The sequence below is a fragment of the Acinetobacter sp. 129952 genome (assembly GCF_056642055.1).
Window position 1 is genome coordinate 364,257 of record NZ_JBWVSU010000001.1, and the last position, 18,766, is coordinate 383,022.

The window sequence follows — 18,766 nt, forward strand, 5'->3', positions numbered from 1 at the left end:
TAAAAAAGAGGCTGAATATTCAGCCTCTTTACATACTTAAACTTATTTAAACAGCTCTAACAGAATACGTTGTGCATTATGCGGTTTTTCACCTTCTTTGGGCTGTGCCCGCAGCCAAGTACCATCACCTTGCAATAACCAGGATTGCTGATTGTCTTTCAAGTAATTCAACAGACCTTGTTGATAGATGCGTTTTTTCAAGGCTTCATCTTCGACCGGGAAACAGGCCTCGACCCGATTAAACAGGTTACGATCCATCCAGTCTGCACTTGAACAGTAAATACGTGAATTGCCATTATTGCTGAAATAATACACGCGGGTATGTTCCAGGAAACGCCCGACAATTGAACGCACCCGGATATTTTCCGACAGACCCGGCAACCCCGGACGCAAACTGCAAATTGAGCGGATAATCAGGTCAATCTGTACCCCGGCCTGAGAAGCCTCATAGAGTTTGTTAATCAATTGCATTTCGGTCAGTGCATTGACTTTGACAATAATCTGCGCCGGTTTCCCTGCTTGAGCATAGGCAATTTCATTATCGATATAGTTAAGTAACTGGGCATGCAAGGTAAATGGCGCATGTAGCAGCTTTTTCAGCTTGGCCATTTTCCCCATACCGGTCAGTTCCTGGAAAATACGATGCACATCTTCACACAAATCTTTATCCGTCGTTAACAGACCATAATCGGTATAGATTCGCGCATTGCCGGCATGATAGTTACCGGTACCCAGATGCACATAGCGCACCAGTTTGTTATTTTCCCGGCGCACCACCAGAATCATCTTGGCGTGAGTCTTGTAACCGACAATGCCGTAGACCACGACTGCACCCGCTTCTTGCAGGACATTGGCCACCGCAATATTGGATTCTTCATCAAAACGTGCACGCAGTTCAATGACTGCGGTGACTTCCTTGCCATTGCGGGCAGCCTCTGCCAACACTTGCACAATTTCAGAATCTGGCCCACTACGGTACAAGGTTTGCTTGATCGCCAGTACTTGCGGATCGCGTGCCGCTTCACGTAATAATGAAATGACCGGGGCAAAAGATTCAAAGGGATGATGCAGCAAAATATCCTGTTTCTGCATCGCACTAAAAATATTTTCAGATTTTTTTAGTACTTTAGGAATGATGGGAGTATGCGAGTCATAACGTAAATGCGGACGTTTAAAATTAGACAGCAAACGTGCCAGATTGACCGGGCCGGCGACTTTATAAAGCTGCTCGTCGTCCAGATCAAATTCATTCAGTAGATATTCATAAATATGCTGCGGACAATTTTCTGTCACTTCCAGACGCACGGCGCGGCCAAAACGGCGTGAACTGAGTTCGCCTTTGAGTGCCTTGGCTAGATCTTCAACATCTTCATTCAAGGCTAGATCGGCATTTCGGGTAACACGGAACTGATAACAGCCAGTCGCCGTCATCCCCGGGAACAGATCAGACACATGCTCATGAATAATCGCCGACAGCATCACATGATGTTCTTTTCCATCGGTCAGTTCATCCGGTAAACGTACCACGCGTGGCAGTGAACGCGGTGCGGGTACCACAGCCAGATCAATCTGACGGCCAAAAGCATCTTTCCCTTCCAATGTGACAATAAAGTTCAGTGATTTATTCACCAACCGTGGGAATGGATGCGCAGGGTCCAGGCTGATCGGCGTGAGAACCGGCGCAACCTGCTCCTGAAAATATTTTTTAATCCAGGCAGATTGCGCTGGGGTCAATTCACCACGGCGCAAGAAGCAAATATCTTCCTCACGCAGTTTTGGCAAAATTTCTTCATTTAAAATACGGTATTGACGTTCAATGGCAGCATGTGCGGTTTTAGAAATCTGTTCTAAAACCTGCTTTGGAGTCAAGCCATCCGGACTCCGGCTTTCATTATCCAGATCCAGTTGTTCCATCATCCCGGCGACCCGGATTTCAAAAAACTCGTCCAGATTACGCGAGAAAATCAACAGGAAATTCATGCGTTCGAGCAATGGATGTAAAGGATCGACAGCCTGTTCCAGGACACGTAAATGGAAGTCTAGGATAGACAGTTCGCGATTAATATAACGATCATTATATGTATATTCGGGCTGTGCTGAAGTTGTGCTGGCTGCCGTATTCATATCAAACCTATGCGGATTTAAAATTGTGCTTATCGCTCCAAGTATGCTTCAAATTGATGACAATTTCATAAAAAAAGCCCAAATAATTGGGCTTTCTCTTCAAATCATCAATTAAGGTAATTCTGCATAGCGCATATAGCGCTGAATCATGCGTTTACGTGCATTTAATGCAGAGGAATTGCGATGATCCTGGAAATATTTCGGATTGGTCAAAATGGCCGCTAGAAAGATGGCTTGATCGCGGGTCAGGCTTTGCGCAGTTTTACCAAAATAATGTTTGGCCGCCGCTTCAACGCCGTAGATATTGTCCCCGAATTCGATCGAGTTTAAATAGACTTCCAGAATCCGTTCTTTCGACCACATGCGTTCCATCATCCAGGTCGCAACCGCTTCCTGACCTTTACGCACAAATGAACGCTTGTTGACGAGGAACAGGTTTTTCGCCAATTGCTGGGAGATTGTCGAACCACCGGCCACTACACGGCCCTGATTTCTATTTTTATTCAGTGCAGTTTGAATTCCATCCCAGTCAAAACCATGGTGATGAATAAATTTTCCATCTTCCGCAGTGACGATGGCACGTTTCAGATTCAGGCTGATGTCGTCATAGGGACGCCACTGATGCTGAATCGCTTTGGAGGGTTCTGTCCAGTAATCAATCCGCATCATCATGGTGGTGTTCACCGGATTGGTTCGCCACCAGGCCAGACTGGCAAAGATCCACAATTGAACCAGTAGAATCACACTGACGATGACGAGCATCGTGCGGATCAGAAAGGCTTTCATGTCAGTGCGTTACTCCTGAAAATTTAATTTTTCGTGTTAAGCTTATTCGAAATATACAATCACAGCAAAAAAATAGCATGTCTGAATACTCTCCCCCTGTCGAACATCGCAAACTTGAAATGCATCTCTGGTGGATCACCGCCATTTTAATCGGGATCAATGTTGGATTATTTGGCTGGCAAGCCATGCATGGCATGGATGTTAGCCAGCCGAGTACCCGAGACGCTATTCTCTGGGGTGCCGATTATGCACCTTTAACCTATTTAGCGGAACCCATGCGCTTGTTTAGCAGCATGTTTTTTCATTTTGGCCTGATTCACCTGATGTTGAATATGTGGGCCTTGTATATTTTTGGTAGTGTTGCCGAACAGCTGTTTGGCCGGATGTATTTTATTGGCCTGTATGTGTGTGCAGGATTAATGGGCAGCCTGCTTAGTGGCTATATGAATATTCAGGACAGCTATAACCTGATCGAAGGCGGTGTGGCCAATCCCGATTTATTGCCTGCGGTCAGTGCCGGCGCATCTGGTGCCGTGATGGGACTCGGTGCTTCACTGACAGTGCTGGCCTTATTGCCAATGCTGCCACAGCAACGTTTTATTCTGGATAAAAAAACCCTGGTGATGGTGATGGGTCTGAACCTCGCGCTGGGCTTTATGATCAGTGGAATCAACAATGCCGCACATATTGGCGGCATGCTGATGGGGGCTTTTCTCACCTTGTTATGGTACATCAGTCAAAAAATGCAGCGTAGCCACCTGTTCAATCTGATTGCCCTGCTTGTCGGTTTCGCCCTTTGTGTGCTGCTTTATCAACATAACTTGACCTTGATTGAACCCATTCGTCCACTGTGGCAAGAGATTCTGGAAATGATGCAACAGCAACTAAAACTTTAATTCTCAGTCAGTTTAAAACCACGGAGATGAATCTTATTGATTCATCTCGCGTAAGCTTTGTAAAGGCGGAATATCTGACAGATAACTCAGGCGATAACGGCCAATCAGCGCACATAAAGCGGTCATAAAGATCGGCAAAATGATCCAGATTTCCCAATGTGGCTGAATCATCAAATCCATTTTATAACTGGCAATCGCGCTGATCACTTCGGCAAACATACAGGAAACAATTCCGGCAAATAGTCCGATAAAACCAATTTCCAGACTCATCATGGTTTTCAGTGTCTGCTTGGAACTACCGAATGATCGAAGCAAAGCCACTTCACGTTTGCGCTCATCCATCAACAGGTTTAAACAGGCCATCAATACCAGAAAACCGGAAATACTGACCAATACCGCCAGAATCGTCACGATTTGCACCAGTACATTCACAATGCGTTTAATCTCTTCCAGAATCAGGCTGACATCAATAAAGACCGTGTTGGAAAATTGCTGGATCACAGACACCAGCTTGCCCTTATCTGCTTCCGGGACATAAAAACTGCCCAGATAACTGCCAGCATTGGCATCCATGGTATTGGGTGCAAAGATAAAGAAAAAGTTCGGACTAAAACTTTCCCACTCAACGGTTCTTAGATTAACGACTTTGGCTTCCAATATGCCTTCAGGCAGACTGAAACTGAGTTTATCTCCAATCTTGATCCCTAGCTCTTCGGCAGTATTGGCTTCGACCGATACGGTGCCGACTTGTTTTAATACCGCATCACCGCTGACAATCACATTATCTTGTGGATAGCGGTCTGACTGGGTCAGATTCAGTTCACGTCTTAAAGTATTGCTGCTTTTCACCAGTTCCTCGGCAAAAGGCTGATCATTTTTGGCGACCAGACGCCCACGAACATTCGGATACAGTGGCGTACTTTTCCAGCCATTCTGCTCAAGTTGGGCTTTGAGATCCGGCATATCAAAAGGCGGTAAACCATAAACAAACTGGTTCGGCGTACCTTCTGGTAACTGTTGCTGCCAGCGATCCAGCAGATCGGTACGCAAGACTGCCAAGACTGTAATCAGGCTCAAGCCCAAGGCTAAAGCCGTAATCTGCAAGGCGGTCTGAGAAGGTGTGCGTACATAGGCTGACAGATTCAGCTTCATATTACGCAGCAGTTTCAATACCCCCCATACCGTCAGATACAGCACCGCACATAACACAATAATCGCGCCAATCACCCAGGCGGTCAACAACAGATTTTCAGTTAAAATCACACTAAAGATAATCAGGCTGAGCGTTCCGGTTAGCAGCATCCACAGCATGGATTGCACTGATTTTTCCTGCTGGCGAATCACCCGGATCGGTGGCGTATTCAGCAATTGCAACAAGCTTGGCATCACAAAGCCGAGCAGCACCACGGCACTGGTCAGCATCGCGACCGGCAATGGTCCGAGCAACATCGCGATAGCGGAAAATTCAATCTGCAAATTTGGAATCAGCTGCAACATCAACTGTAACAGTCCATAACCCAGACTGATCCCGACCACGATACCAATTAGCATCGCAATTAACAGCACCATCCCGAGTAAAGCCAGATAAGCCGACAGAATCTGCTGCTTGGTGGCACCGATACAACGCATCAAGGCAATATGATCCTGATTCTGCTGCACATAACGCTGCGCGGTTAAAGCAATGGCAATCCCGCATAATAGAATGGTCAGAATATTGGCCAGTTGCAGGAAAGTGTCCAGATTGGCGATTGGCTTCATCAAGCGGGTATTGCCTTCACTGGCATTGCGTAACCTGAGACTGCTTTGCTCCTCAAACTCCTGCCCTTGCACTTCCGCTGGCGTTTCAGCCGAGCCGTTTGCTGACTTGACGTGCTGCTTGAATAAGGCTTCATATTGTTGGGTATCGTCTGGACGGCCAGCCATGAGTAAGCGATATTCAATCCGGCTCCCCACCTGAATGGCATTGGTTCGTGCCACATCTGCTTGGGAAATAATCACCGTTGGTGAAAATCCGGAAAATCCAAGTTCCTGATTGGAGTCCTGTTCAATCTTGGCGGTGACTTTAAACGCCGCATCGGCAATATTGAGCTGATCCCCCAATTTGACTTTGAGCAAATCCATGGCTCGTGGACTGAGCCAGATTTCACCAGATTGAATCGACTTTTTTGCCGGTTGCACCCGCAGTTCGCCACGCAAAGGAAAAGCCTGATCAATGGCTTTGACATTGACCATGACAAACTGCGCATCGGTATAGGCCATACTGCTAAAGAAAGTGACTTCTGACTGCTTTAAATCCAGCTGCTTGGCCTGATCGCGCCACTGCTCCGGCAAAGGCTCATTATCTGAAAGCACCAGATCACCAGCCAACATTTCTGCTGCCTGCAAGGCGACTGCATTTTGGATCTGCTCGTTACTAAACTTGAGTGCAGTAGTCGCACTGATCGCCAGCGTTAAGGCAATAATCAGCAGATAAATTCCGGTGGTTTTAAAGCTTTGCGTCAGTAAGGGACGAAATAATGGATTCATTTCATCCTCCACTCGGATGTTCAATCAGCTCGCCATTCAGCAGTTCAAAATGTCGCTGACACTGCTGCGCCAGTTTGCGGTCATGCGTGATCAGCACCAAAGTCGTCCCCAGTTCCCGGTTCAGTTGAAACAGCAATTGTTCAATTTCTTTGGCCGTTTCACCATCGAGATTGCCTGTAGGTTCATCGGCAAAAATGATTTTTGGTTCACTGACCAGTGCACGAGCGATGGCTACACGCTGTTGTTCACCGCCAGATAGGACTTTTGGCGTTTGCTGCGCCTGTCGATCCAGACCCACTTTATGCAACAGAGCCAAGGCTTTTTGCTCGGCTTCTGCATATTTAAAGCCGGGCTGCAGGCGCAGTGGCAGCATTACATTTTCAAGTGCAGTCAGGTGCGGTAAGAGCTGAAAAGACTGAAAGACAAACCCGATATTTCTTAAACGTACCAGTGCACGTTGTTCTTCATCCAAGCTAGAGACCGATTCGCCACAAACCATAAGCTGACCTGAACTCGCCTGATCCAGTGTCGCCAGAATACCCAGTAATGTGGATTTTCCGGAACCGGAACGACCGGTAATTGCCACTTGTTCTCCGGCCTGAATATCCAGATCAAGATCCTCAAAAATGGTGAGCTGTTTTTGTGAAAGTTGTATCTTTTGTGTCAATTTCTGGGCAGAAATAATAGCCTGTGGCATGATGGTCGAATCGTTGCTGCTTTGAATCATACGTGTCCTATATGAAAGATCTTAATCAGAAAACTCGGCTATTGCCTTACTTTTTTTTGCTCAGTCTGTGCCTGATACCACTCGGGGTCTCAGCAAAGACAATTATGATTTTAGGTGATAGTTTAAGTGCAGGTTATGGTATCCAGCCCCAGCAGGGTTGGGTACATTTATTACAAAAGCGTTTAGAGCAACAGTATCCGAAACAGCATAAAGTGGTCAATGCAAGTGTCAGCGGTGAAACCACCAGCGGAGCACTGGCCAGACTGCCAAAATTGCTGCAGACGCATCGTCCAGACCTTGTGGTGATTGAGTTAGGTGGCAATGATGGCTTACGTGGACAACCACCGCAAATGATTCAAAAAAATTTAGCCAGCCTGATTCAGCAGAGCCAGAAAGCCAAGGCCAAGGTCATCGTCTTTGGCATAAAAATGCCGCCTAATTACGGGCAGGCCTATAGCAAGGCTTTTGAAAATAATTATAAAGTGGTGAGTCAGCAATATAAGGTGAAGTTATTGCCCTTCTTTATGCAGGGTGTCGCCGGTAATAAAACATTGATGCAAAAGGATCTGATTCATCCAAATGCTAAAGCACAGACAATCCTGTTAAATAATGCTTATCCATACATTAAAGGCGCTTTATAAAGCGCCTTTAACTTATTTTAGAATATATTTAGATGAATCGTGATTAGAAATCGAAGAATGTCACTTCACCAGTTTCCAGTGAATATTCAGCACCCACGACTTTTAGTTTTCCTTGTCCAATCAGGTTTTCCAGAACGGCTGAACCGTGACGCAACTGATTCACCGAAGCAAATACGTTGGAACGTACTGCATGCTTGGACAATTTTGCCAAGTCATTTTTCAGTTCAGTTTGCATTAAAGTTTCAACTGAAGGACGTACGCGGTTCACAATCGACATCAGGTTTGCCGATGGGGGGCAATCTGGACACATCAAGGTATCAATAGTCGCTTTAATCGCACCACAGTGACTGTGACCTAACACCACCACAATCGCGCAATCATAACGTGCCGCGGCAAATTCAACACTGCCGACCTGTGAGGGTGCAACAATATTACCCGCAACACGAATCACAAAAAGATCGCCGAGACCCTGATCAAAAACCATTTCGGCTGGAACGCGCGAATCTGAACATCCCAAGACAATCGCAAACGGATTCTGATCCTCTGCCATTTCTGCGCGCTGTTGGTGGCTAAGTTGTTTTGGATGCGTGGTATCGCCACTGACAAAACGTTGGTTACCCTGTCTAAGACGTTCTAAAGCTTCTTGAGCTGTGAGCATTCTTTTCTATCACCGATGGTTTTAGTTGCAATATCTTACTGCCAGTTTTTTTGAATGTCACTTGCAAAAAATCTTAGCTGATTAAATTTTTAGCATTTATCTAATTTCATTTCTGCAGGTAATTTATGCGCAATACATCACATTTTCCAGTCATTTAATGTAATTCAACAAAAAACTAATGGGTGACAAGCGCAAAGATTGATTTAAAATAGAGTGAAGAATAATGTTTTTATTTGAATGAAAATTGCAAATTTATAACATGGAAGTATTTTGATTGAGCAATTTGCTCACTGGGTTTGTTTTGGGGAATGGCCAATGAAGAAAATAATAAAATTGCGCTCGAAAATGATTTGTTCAGCCGTAGTTGCCTTAAGCATGGCATTACCGGGCCTGACACATGCTCAAATACTATTTAGCCAGAAAAATGAAACATCTGCCAAAGTCTTGCAGCAGCATCTGTTACAAGAACGCAGCCTTGCCGGTCTCAAATCCAAGACCCTCAAAATTGGCGAGGTCACCTGGAGTTATAGCGAAGGCGGTGCCAAGAACAAACCATCCATTCTACTGATTCATGGTCTGGCCGGCACGCGCGACAACTGGAACCGGGTCGCCCAGTTTCTGACGCCCTATTATCATGTCATTATTCCGGATCTGCCAAGCAACGGCGACACCAAAGTTCCGGACAATTTTGATGTTTCTGTGCCCAATGTGACCTCTCAACTGCGTTTGTTCCTTGAAACCTTAAATGTGGACGAAAATTTACACATTGCCGGCCACTCTCTGGGTGGATCGATTGCTACGGTGTATGCTTCACAATATCCTTTCGATACGCAAAGTCTTTTTTTAATCAATAGTGCTGGTCTTTACAAAATGGGGAATACTCCCTATACCAAAGATCCTCAAGCCTTAAAAGACCTGATCGTCAGCAAACCCGGTGATCTGCAAGATGTTTCCAAACAGCTGATGCAGAATCCGCCAGTGATTCCTTATCAGTTACGGCATGCACAGGAAAAACTGTTGATTTCACGCGCTGAACAAACCAGCAAATCGATTGATCAGGTGGTGATGCTAAATCGGATTTATACACCGGAAACCTTTGCCCGCCTGACCCGCACGGTAGAAGCACCCACCTTGATTTTATGGGGCAGACAGGATCGGATCATTAATGTCGAAGTAGTTAAAGAACTGCATGCCCTGCTGAAACGTGCCGAAAAACCGGTGATTTTAAACAATGTCGGGCATATGCCGATTCTGGAAGCAGAAAAACAGGTCGCACAACATTATTTGCCTTTTCTGGCCAAGACGCAGACCCTAAAAAACCCGCTTGCTGATAAACTCATTCCTTTAAATTAAGTTTCAGAGATGCTATGCAGAAACACCCGATGATTGAGCAGTTGATCGATGCTCAACTTGATTTTCTCGATCAGGCATTTTCTCAATCTGAAACGATTCAAAGCGAGTTTCATGCATTTTATTTGTGGCTGCGTAAACAGACGCTAAAAGAGCTGTGGAGCTGTGAACTGATCAATCAGCTTTTACAAAAACAGATTCTGGGTACTGCCGCCAGCAGCTTTCTGATTGAACAGATTGCCGAGCATATCCGTTTTGCCCTGGTGCATCCGGCCAATGATTCCACCACGATTGCCGATCTGATTCCAGTACTGACCGTAGACAAGATCGCCCAGTATGTGGCCAGCAAAAGTGGCCATCGGCAGCGCCTGATTAAAACCGTAGTCAATAATCCGGCATTTTCAGCCATGATTACCCAATTGATCCAGCATTCGATTCAGGATTATCTGGATAACTCCATGATTGCCAAAAGCGTGCCCGGGGTTTCCCGCTTTATGAAAATGGGCAAATCTGTACTGGAAAATGTCACCGATACCAACCTCGATAGCACCATTGCGCGTTATCTGCAAAAAAATATTCTAAAGCTCAGCCAGATGAGTGAGCATGTGCTGAACCAGCATTTTGACGATGAGAAACTCTATCATTTTCAGGCCAATCTCTGGCATAAAATCAAAGACATGCCAGTATCAGTCTTGAAGAATTATATTGAACTGCAGGATCTGAATCAGACGGTCGGCTTAGGTCATGATATCTGGGATCATATACGTCAGACAGACTATCTGCAGCAGCAAGTGCATGACGGAATTCATACCTGGTATGTCCGCAATCAGGAACATACCTTTGATCAGTTATTACGTGATCTGAATATTGATGAAGCGCTAATTCAGAATGAATTGCAGCAACTGCTCAGCCCGGTAATTCAGCAGATGGTTTCTCAAGGCCATTTACGTGAACGTGCGCGCAAATATCTGGCACAATTTTATTACCATGCAGATACTTTGAAAATTCTTAAGATTTAAATAAAAAGCCGCTTTATAGCGGCTTTTTATATTTTCATTTGCTTAGAATTTTGCATTCAGACTGATACCGTAACGACGACCATCCAATAGTTGATCACCATCAATATCTTCAGCTTTTTCATCCACTAGGTTATAGACACCAAATTTACCTGTTAGATTCGGACTGAATTTATAGTTAAAGCCGACATCTACAAATTGGTAACCTGGGTTTGGCTGAGCCATAGATGTACGGCTCAAGTAAGCAGAGGTTTCAGAACGATGGTGCAAGCGGCTCCATACATTGAGTGCATCATTTAGCTCATAATCCACACCAATATTAAACATGTGTTCCGGCATCTGGTTCAGCGGCTGACCTTTAAAAGCACCCGATCTAAACTCTGAATCGGTATAGGTATAGTTTGCAGTCAATGTTGTGTAGTCATTCAGACTGGCTTCTACGGTTGCTTCTATACCGCGAATTTCTGCTTCATCCACATTAATCCGTTCACTAATAAAGTAGAATGGAATATCCCCTTCGAAACATTTCCAATTCTTCCAGTTATTACGGTTTGTTGTGGTGCCATCAGTATCGGTTTCACAGGCACGAACTTCCGTAATACGATCTTCATATTTAGTGATAAAGCCAGTCAGCGATGTATTGATATAATCATTTTTCCAGTTGAAACCTAATTCAGTGGATACGCTTGATTCAGGCTCCAAGTCCGGATTGGCACGAATAATGCCACGGCCTGTTGCTAAGGGTGAACCACCGCCACCCGTGACGCTATAGAAACCTTCTGTGGCTGCACGAATATCAGGCTGTTTATAACCTGTAGCCACACCACCTTTTACTACAAAGTTATCATTTACCGCGTACACCCCATACAGTCGTGGCGATAAATGGCCACTATAGTTTTCATCATGATCATAACGTAAGCCGGCGGTTAAGTCGAAACGATCCGTAATACTCCAGGTGTCTTCAAGGAAAGCGGCAGCAGACCAACGTGTTAATTCACTAAATTCAGGTGCATTAGGATTCCGGTTAGTCGCTTTATCGACCAGTTTTTCATCTTTAAGATATCCCCCGAATGACAGCGTATGATCACCTAAGGCTAAGTTCCATTGACTGTTCGCTGTCCAAGTATCCAGGGTAATCCCTTTGGTGCCGAGTTCCGTATTGCCACGATCTGGATTTTTTGAATTTTCATATTGAATATAAGATGAACTGTCTAAGTTATCGCTATAACGGCCATTATGGGTTAAGGAATAAACATTACGATAATTACGCGAGAATGAATCTGCAGCACCTTGAGCAGGTGCTACCGTTTCCCCTACAGACGTAGTTGATTCCTGCTGCACGAAATTAGCTTCAACTTGTACATCATGATCATCATTAATGGCATAGGTCAGACGTGAATTTAAGCTTTCACGTTCTGTCCCACGGAAGCCGCCAACATAATGATCTTCATTACGTTCCTGCTTATTGACTGCCAGCTGCAAGCCCAGCTTGTCTGCAATTAAAGGACCCGAAAGATATGCAGAACCATTTTTAATATCACCTGAACGGCTACTATCCTGAATTGTGGTTCCTAATTCGACATGACCAGACCATTCATCCGACACTTTTTTGGTAATGATATTGACTACCCCGCCCATAGCATCCGTACCATAGAGTGTAGAAGCTGGACCACGAATAATTTCAATACGTTCGATGGCGGCAAGTGGTGGCAGAATATTTTTCTCAAAACCGCCATCATCCCCATTCGGGTTCACATCCTTGCCATATTGACGCTTACCATCGACCAGAAACAAGGTGTAGTTTGAACTCATGCCTCGAATACTGATGGTCTGTGCAGAACCCGAACCCGAAACCACGACCCCAGGCGTATTACGCAGCACATCAGTAATGTCGTTATATTCACGTTTATCCAATTCTCCACGATCAATCACAGTAATGGAAGCAGGTGCTTTAGCCAAATCTTGCTCATAACCTGTTGCGGTCACCACAATCGTTTGCAGTTTAGTCGCTTCCGCCTGTGGAACAACAGCTTCGACTGCAAATGCATTACCCGTCATGAGTGAAGTTACAGCAAATGCCAAAGTGGTTTTTAAGAATGGCTTATTCATACCTTGCGCGCCCCAATATTTATGAAGAAATCATGTTTATTCGGTTGCGAAGTGTAACAGCTTTCTACTCAAATTCAATTGCTATTGATAATTATTATCATTAATATTTACTAAATTTTAAGCCAGATATAAAAAAACCTCGAAAGTTCGAGGTTTTTTTTATATGCGATAAATGAACTGTTATATAGAACAGCTTATTTCATATACGCACCTTCAGACTGACTATGATCCGTTTCATCAACGACATTCATCAATTCAGGAATATGCTGTTTTAGCGTTGTTTCTACACCTTGTTTCAAAGTGATATCAATCGCTGAACAGCCCTGGCAACCACCACCAAATTTAAGTACAGCGGTTAAACCTTTTTCAGGGTCTTCTTTGACTTCAACCAGTGCACAGTTACCGCCATGACCTGCCAGGCCCGGGTTAATTTCAGACTGCAATACATAGGTAATACGCTCTTCTACCGATGCATCTGGACCCACGCGTGGCACTTTGGAATTCGGTGCACGGAAAGTCAACTGACCACCAAAACGGTCTTTGTTGTAGTCAATCACGGCATCGAGTAAATACGGAATAGATGGCGAGTCGATAAAAGCAGGGAAATCAGGATATTCCTGCTTATAATCCGTCGGTACAACTTCATCAGGTGCACTATAGGCCATGCAACATTCAGCGCGAGGAGTACCCGGATGCTCTACAAAAACACGCACACCAATACCCGGGGTGTTCTGTTTATCCAGTAGATCCTTTAAATACTCTTGTGCTGTTGGTGTAATCAATAAGTTGGGAATTTCACCAACAACTGGAGTGCTGCTGTTCTCAGTCGACATAACAATAATTTCCTCAAGCTCAAGCGGCCATTTTAACTGAAGATGCGGGGTAATTTTTAAAAATCAACTAAAATTGTCGGATTTATTATAAAAGTACAACTTTAGCTCAATTTTAATGGCATGATAATTGGCAAATAGGCACCCTTAGAATCATTTATATGCTTGATTTACCTTTTAATCATACCGTGACCATTATTCTGATCACCTGTATTGTGTCATTTATTGCTTTCTCCAAAGAGACGGTGATGAATCGCCTGATTTTCTGGCCACCGGCACTGCAACGTGGACAATATGACCGCTTTATTACGCATGGCTTTATCCATGCGGATGGAGCTCATCTCTTGTTTAACATGATTACTCTGTTCTTCTTCGGCAGCGTGATTGAAAGCTTTTATCGTCAATATCTGTATGACCTGGGTTTTATCCTGTTTTACCTCGGTGGTCTGATCGCAGCGATTCTGCCAAGTTACCTGAAGCATAAAAATGATGCGCGCTGGGCCAGTCTCGGCGCTTCCGGTGCAGTCTCGGCTGTACTGTTTGCCTATATTCTGTTTGAACCTTGGAAGTTGATCTTTGTGTTCTTCATTCCGGTTCCTGCCATTATTTTTGCTGTGCTGTATATAGCCTATAGCATTTGGTCAGGCAAAAAAGGCAATAGCAACATTAATCATAGCGCGCATTTATGGGGAGCGGCTTACGGGGTGGTCATGACGATTATTCTGGAGCCACGCCTGATTCCGCATTTCCTGAATAAACTGATGCAGGTTCCGTTTTAATCAGGTTTTTTAAATATTGAAGGAATAAAGCTACATATGAGTTAAGCCTCATATTTCTGCTGAAAATGGATAAGAGAGCTACTGCTCTCTTATTCGTTTGAAACATCTCGTAATATATTAGAAAGTGATGATGTCACTTAATGCCAATCTTGGACTGAATTTTGCAGCGATAATGTATACATCTGTATATTAATTACTGTCATTCTCGAGATATTTTGCATGTCCATTACACCAGACGGTCTTCAATTTCCTCTTCAGTCTCCGCAACAAAAACCAAGTAGCTCCAAAGCAGGACGCGCGATCATCGCAGCAGCCTTAGCCAATGTCGATTCACGCAGTTCTCAACAGGCACAATCAGAAAAAAACTGGCGCAAACACTACACAGTACATTTTAAGCAGCTGGTCGAGCAAGGATTAAGTTCCCCTGAATCCAGCTTGAAAATTGCCGAAGATGGATTGGCAAAAGCACATCAGACTTTTGAATTTTACCGTGATGGTCAAAAGTATGTATTACAAGATGCTTTAACTCTGCCCGCGGGTCAGTTGCATACCTTCAAGCTGACAGGTAATAGCAAATCGGCACCAGAATGGTATGTGCCTTACCACGGTCAAAAGCTGCAAGGTGATGCCTTATTGGAGCAGATTGAGCGCTGGGAAAGCCAAGGCATCGTGGAAACCAGTCATGCCAATGCCCTGCGTGAATGTGTGGTACATCCTGAATGGTTTGACTTGTCAGATCGGACGGCGGTGCTGTTTGGTGCAGCATCTGAAGCCGGTCCTCTGACCTGGCTGGCGAAATGGAAAGCCAATATTGTAGCGATTGATCTGCCGAATACCCGTGTATGGGGCAAGATTGTTGATACCATCAACCAAGGCAATGCCACGCTGTATGCGCCATGTACTGAAGACCTGCCTGCTGATACTTCACTTGATATTTTAAAAGAAAAACTGGGGGCGAATTTGCTGACCCAGATTCCTGAAATTGCCAAATGGTTATTACAGTTCGAGCAGGATCTGGATCTGGCTGCAATTGCCTATCTGGATGGTGAAAAACATGTTCGGGTCTCCATGGCGATGGATGCCATCATGCAGCATGTCAGCCAGCAAAAAGCTAATACCAGCCTGATGTACATGTGTACGCCGACCGATGTTTATGCGGTTCCGAGTGAAGTGATTGAAGCGTCAAAAGTAAAATATACTGAACGCTCCAAGGCACAGGCAATCATCTCCAAAGGTGTTTCCACTTTAAGCCGCAAACATTTTTTCCAGAAAAATGCGCATGAACTGATTCAGTCTGGTGATCAGGCGTATGGTATTTGTGACTGTCTGGTGGTTGAACAAGGCCCGAACTATGCGCTGGCAAAACGTATCCAGCAATGGCGTGCCACCTTGGCTCGCGCTCAAGGCCAACGGGTCAGTATCAATATTGCGCCTTCGACGACCACCTATTCCGTGACCAAGAATCCGCTATTAAAAGCCGCATTTAACGGTGCCAGCCTGTTTGATGTTGAAGCTTTCGCGCCTGAAACCACCAATGCGATTATGGCGGCACTATGGATTCATGATCTGCGCAACCCAGAATCGGTGGCCAATCCTGAAGTGAAGCTAAACCATCCGCTTGAATTGATGATGCATGGTGCGAATCATGGCGGTTTGTGGCGAGTCGCCTATCTGGCGCGTACTGCACTGCCTTTTGCTGCCTTATATGGTTTTGCGACAGAGAAGTTGCCAAAAGGATTATTGAGTAAGTTGAAGAAGTAATTTTTTTATTATCTTCATCCAATTTTTCCATAAGAAAGGTAATCGTTATTTTTAAAGTTCTCCCCTCGTTGCGTAGCAGTGCTGCTCATCCCTAAAGCAGAGAGAACTTTAATTGAAAATGGGCGTTCCCTCTCCTTCTAGGAGAGGGTTAGGGAGAGGTTAATTTAGGCTTTCAATCATTCAAATTCTTATGAATGTGCTTTGGGCAGATTTAAGTTGATCTATTTTATAGCTTCTTTTTTTCTTTACTTTTGAAAGATCAAAAGTAACAAAAATCTTTTGTTAAGCTGATGATATGTCCCTATATCACAGCCTAACGGCGACATCCCTGTCGCCTTAATCGTAATTTAGATTCCTCTTTTACATCCTTAATTTTTCTTCCACCCATAAAAAAAGCTGCTCTAGAGCAGCTTTTTTTGTCTAAATAACTTAGAACACTTTTAACAGCACCCAGTACAAACCACCTGACAGACAGATCGTTGCTGGTAAAGTAAAGATCCAGGCAGACAGAATAGTTTTCACCATCTGGAAGTTCAGACCTGACTTGTTCGCCACCATGGTACCTGCTACTGCAGAGTTCAATACATGGGTGGTTGATACCGGCATACCAAAGCCATCTGCCGCTGCAATAGTTGACATTGCCACAAGTTCGGCAGACATACCCTGACCATAAGTCATATGCTGTTTACCAATACGCTCACCAACCGTCACGACAATACGCTTCCAGCCGACCATCGTACCCAGACCAAGTGCCAAGGCTGTCGCCACTTTCACCCAGGTCGGAATGTATTGCAGGAATGAATCCAGATTGTCGCGGTATTCATCTACTGTTTTTTCCTGTGCAGCACTCATTGCCGGTAAAGCTTCTGCTTTATCCAGACGTTTAAATGCTGTAGTGCTCAGGTACATGTCATTACGGAATTCAGATACTTGAGCTTCAGGAACATCCTTAATGCTGGTATAGCTACCAACTTTTTCACCCAGATGATCCGTCAAGCTTGCCAATGCAGGAACGACTTCAGGGGTAATTTCCTTGGTCTGAATGTACTTGGTGATCACATCACGGGCTTGTTCATCCGGAATGTCCTGATGATTTGGATAGATCACATCCGCTGTTTGTGCAGATAACTGACCAAAAGACTGAATATGTTGTGCATCCAGATTCTTGTTCAGCGAGTACGCTAAAGGTACACAGCCGATCAGGATCAGCATGATCAGGCCCATACCTTTTTGACCGTCATTTGAACCATGGGCAAAGCTCACCCCAGTACAGGTAAAGATCAGCATGGCACGAATCAATGGTGGCGGTGGCTTGTTACCTTCAGGTGGCTGGAACAATTCCAGTTGACGCTTGAAGATTTTTTTCACCAGCAGGAACACAATCGCAGCAAATGCAAAACCGATTAAAGGCGAGAATAACAGCGCCTTACCGACTTTCATCACCTGCTCCATGTCTATACCTGAAGCGCCAGTACCGGCATTCAGAATATAGTTCATGATGCCTACACCCAGAATCGAACCGATCAGGGTATGTGAACTGGATGCCGGAATACCGAGGAACCAGGTTCCCAGATTCCAGAGAATTGCCGCGATCAGCATGGCAAAAACCATGGCAAAACCTGCTCCGGAGCCGACATTCATGATCAGCTCGACTGGCAATAACGCAATAATGCCGTAAGCGACCGCACCACTGGCGACCATAACCCCAAGGAAATTACAGAAGCCGGCCCACATCACTGCGACAGGAGCTGAAAGTGCATTGGTATAAATGACTGTGGCCACAGCATTGGCGGTATCGTGAAAGCCATTGACGAACTCAAAGCTCAACGCAATAAAAAGTGCCGTCGCTAACAAAATAACTGAATACAAGCCCAAGGCCGGTACATGCGCTAAATCTGCAGACAACTGGAAGCCGATATAAATCAGCGTAGTGATAATAAGAGTCAGGAACACCGGCATAAAGAATTTCGGTGTTGGCACATGAACATTGGTCGACTTTTGGGAAGCCGACCCGTGTGCTGAATCTACGGGAGTTTGATTAGGATTCATGCAAGCAGGAATAGAGGATTCAAGAATCCCCATATTGTTCAGTTAAATTGTGACAATTATATGACAAACTGCTGTCATATGAAGCAATTATTTGGATTTTCTTGCTGCTATTCGTCCTGTTTAATTCCGACTAAAACACTAGATTTTGACTTTATAAATCAATTACTTAAGAGAGGATTCCAGCTTATTTAAGCTTAGCAACCGCACATATTTTGCTACCAAAACGATTCATGCCCTACCTGTCATCAAGCAGAGCAAAAGTTTCATTTGCACAGCATAAGCCATCAATATGACAATTTCATGAATGAAAGCATCAGCTTAATTTTCTGATCCTGTTTCTTGTCTGTAAGGCATCGAATCAGATTCGAGATTGCATTATTTTCTGATCCGCATGTTAAAACTTGTTGTTTTTCTAGATGACTTATCAAATTTTCATATCATGCTTATCCATCATTCTGAGCAATCTCAGCAGAAATCAGCCAACTAATCTGCTAAGATTAGCGTCGTTTTTTTT

At 44.6% G+C, this 18,766-nt stretch carries 14 protein-coding genes; 6 read left to right on the plus strand and 8 right to left on the minus strand.

The window, feature by feature from the left end:
* Positions 1-42: 42 nt before the first annotated feature.
* Positions 43-2,124, minus strand: coding sequence for a polyphosphate kinase 1 (gene ppk1, locus AC1IR0_RS01785; protein ID WP_005246972.1), 2,082 nt, complete (start codon positions 2,122-2,124; stop codon positions 43-45).
* A gap of 111 nt (positions 2,125-2,235) precedes the next feature.
* A complete protein-coding gene (gene mtgA, locus AC1IR0_RS01790) occupies positions 2,236-2,910 on the minus strand; it encodes a monofunctional biosynthetic peptidoglycan transglycosylase (protein ID WP_313564890.1) in 675 nt (224 codons plus the stop codon).
* Positions 2,911-2,987: 77 nt separating this feature from the next.
* Between mtgA and AC1IR0_RS01795 the strand changes: the two genes are divergently transcribed.
* Positions 2,988-3,806 (plus strand): rhomboid family intramembrane serine protease, encoded by an 819-nt coding sequence (locus AC1IR0_RS01795; RefSeq protein WP_409666376.1) that lies wholly within the window; start codon positions 2,988-2,990, stop codon positions 3,804-3,806.
* 33 nt (positions 3,807-3,839) lie between these two features.
* Here AC1IR0_RS01795 and AC1IR0_RS01800 read toward each other — a convergent pair whose 3' ends face one another.
* Entirely contained in the window at positions 3,840-6,332 is a 2,493-nt protein-coding gene (locus AC1IR0_RS01800) for an ABC transporter permease (RefSeq protein WP_479741129.1), read from the minus strand.
* A 1-nt stretch (position 6,333) separates the two neighbouring features.
* Entirely contained in the window at positions 6,334-7,059 is a 726-nt protein-coding gene (locus AC1IR0_RS01805; RefSeq protein WP_479741130.1) for an ABC transporter ATP-binding protein, read from the minus strand.
* An 11-nt stretch (positions 7,060-7,070) separates the two neighbouring features.
* Between AC1IR0_RS01805 and AC1IR0_RS01810 the strand changes: the two genes are divergently transcribed.
* Complete coding sequence (locus AC1IR0_RS01810; RefSeq protein WP_005246979.1) at positions 7,071-7,700, plus strand: arylesterase; 630 nt, start codon at positions 7,071-7,073, stop codon at positions 7,698-7,700.
* Positions 7,701-7,743: 43 nt separating this feature from the next.
* Here the strand turns inward: AC1IR0_RS01810 and AC1IR0_RS01815 are convergent, their stop codons facing one another.
* Complete coding sequence (locus tag AC1IR0_RS01815) at positions 7,744-8,358, minus strand: carbonic anhydrase (protein ID WP_004646264.1); 615 nt, start codon at positions 8,356-8,358, stop codon at positions 7,744-7,746.
* Positions 8,359-8,673: 315 nt separating this feature from the next.
* On the opposite strand from AC1IR0_RS01815, the gene AC1IR0_RS01820 reads away from it, so the two are divergent.
* Positions 8,674-9,711, plus strand: a complete 1,038-nt coding sequence (locus AC1IR0_RS01820) for an alpha/beta fold hydrolase (protein WP_044111633.1) — start codon at positions 8,674-8,676, stop codon at positions 9,709-9,711.
* Between the two features lie 14 nt (positions 9,712-9,725).
* Positions 9,726-10,727 (plus strand): hypothetical protein, encoded by a 1,002-nt coding sequence (locus AC1IR0_RS01825; protein WP_253098951.1) that lies wholly within the window; start codon positions 9,726-9,728, stop codon positions 10,725-10,727.
* 42 nt (positions 10,728-10,769) lie between these two features.
* Here the strand turns inward: AC1IR0_RS01825 and AC1IR0_RS01830 are convergent, their stop codons facing one another.
* Together AC1IR0_RS01830 and nfuA are read right to left on the minus strand one after the other, a co-directional pair.
* Complete coding sequence (locus tag AC1IR0_RS01830) at positions 10,770-12,833, minus strand: TonB-dependent receptor domain-containing protein (protein ID WP_409653372.1); 2,064 nt, start codon at positions 12,831-12,833, stop codon at positions 10,770-10,772.
* 194 nt (positions 12,834-13,027) lie between these two features.
* Positions 13,028-13,666, minus strand: coding sequence for a Fe-S biogenesis protein NfuA (gene nfuA, locus AC1IR0_RS01835; RefSeq protein WP_044111637.1), 639 nt, complete (start codon positions 13,664-13,666; stop codon positions 13,028-13,030).
* 158 nt (positions 13,667-13,824) lie between these two features.
* Between nfuA and AC1IR0_RS01840 the strand changes: the two genes are divergently transcribed.
* Both AC1IR0_RS01840 and AC1IR0_RS01845 read left to right on the plus strand, forming a co-directional pair.
* Positions 13,825-14,442, plus strand: coding sequence for a rhomboid family intramembrane serine protease (locus AC1IR0_RS01840; protein ID WP_409653374.1), 618 nt, complete (start codon positions 13,825-13,827; stop codon positions 14,440-14,442).
* A 219-nt stretch (positions 14,443-14,661) separates the two neighbouring features.
* Positions 14,662-16,203 (plus strand): hypothetical protein, encoded by a 1,542-nt coding sequence (locus AC1IR0_RS01845; protein WP_409653376.1) that lies wholly within the window; start codon positions 14,662-14,664, stop codon positions 16,201-16,203.
* Positions 16,204-16,632: 429 nt separating this feature from the next.
* On the opposite strand, the gene AC1IR0_RS01850 is transcribed toward AC1IR0_RS01845, so the two are convergent.
* Positions 16,633-18,252, minus strand: a complete 1,620-nt coding sequence (locus AC1IR0_RS01850) for an inorganic phosphate transporter (RefSeq protein WP_044111639.1) — start codon at positions 18,250-18,252, stop codon at positions 16,633-16,635.
* Between the last annotated feature and the right edge of the window lie 514 nt (positions 18,253-18,766).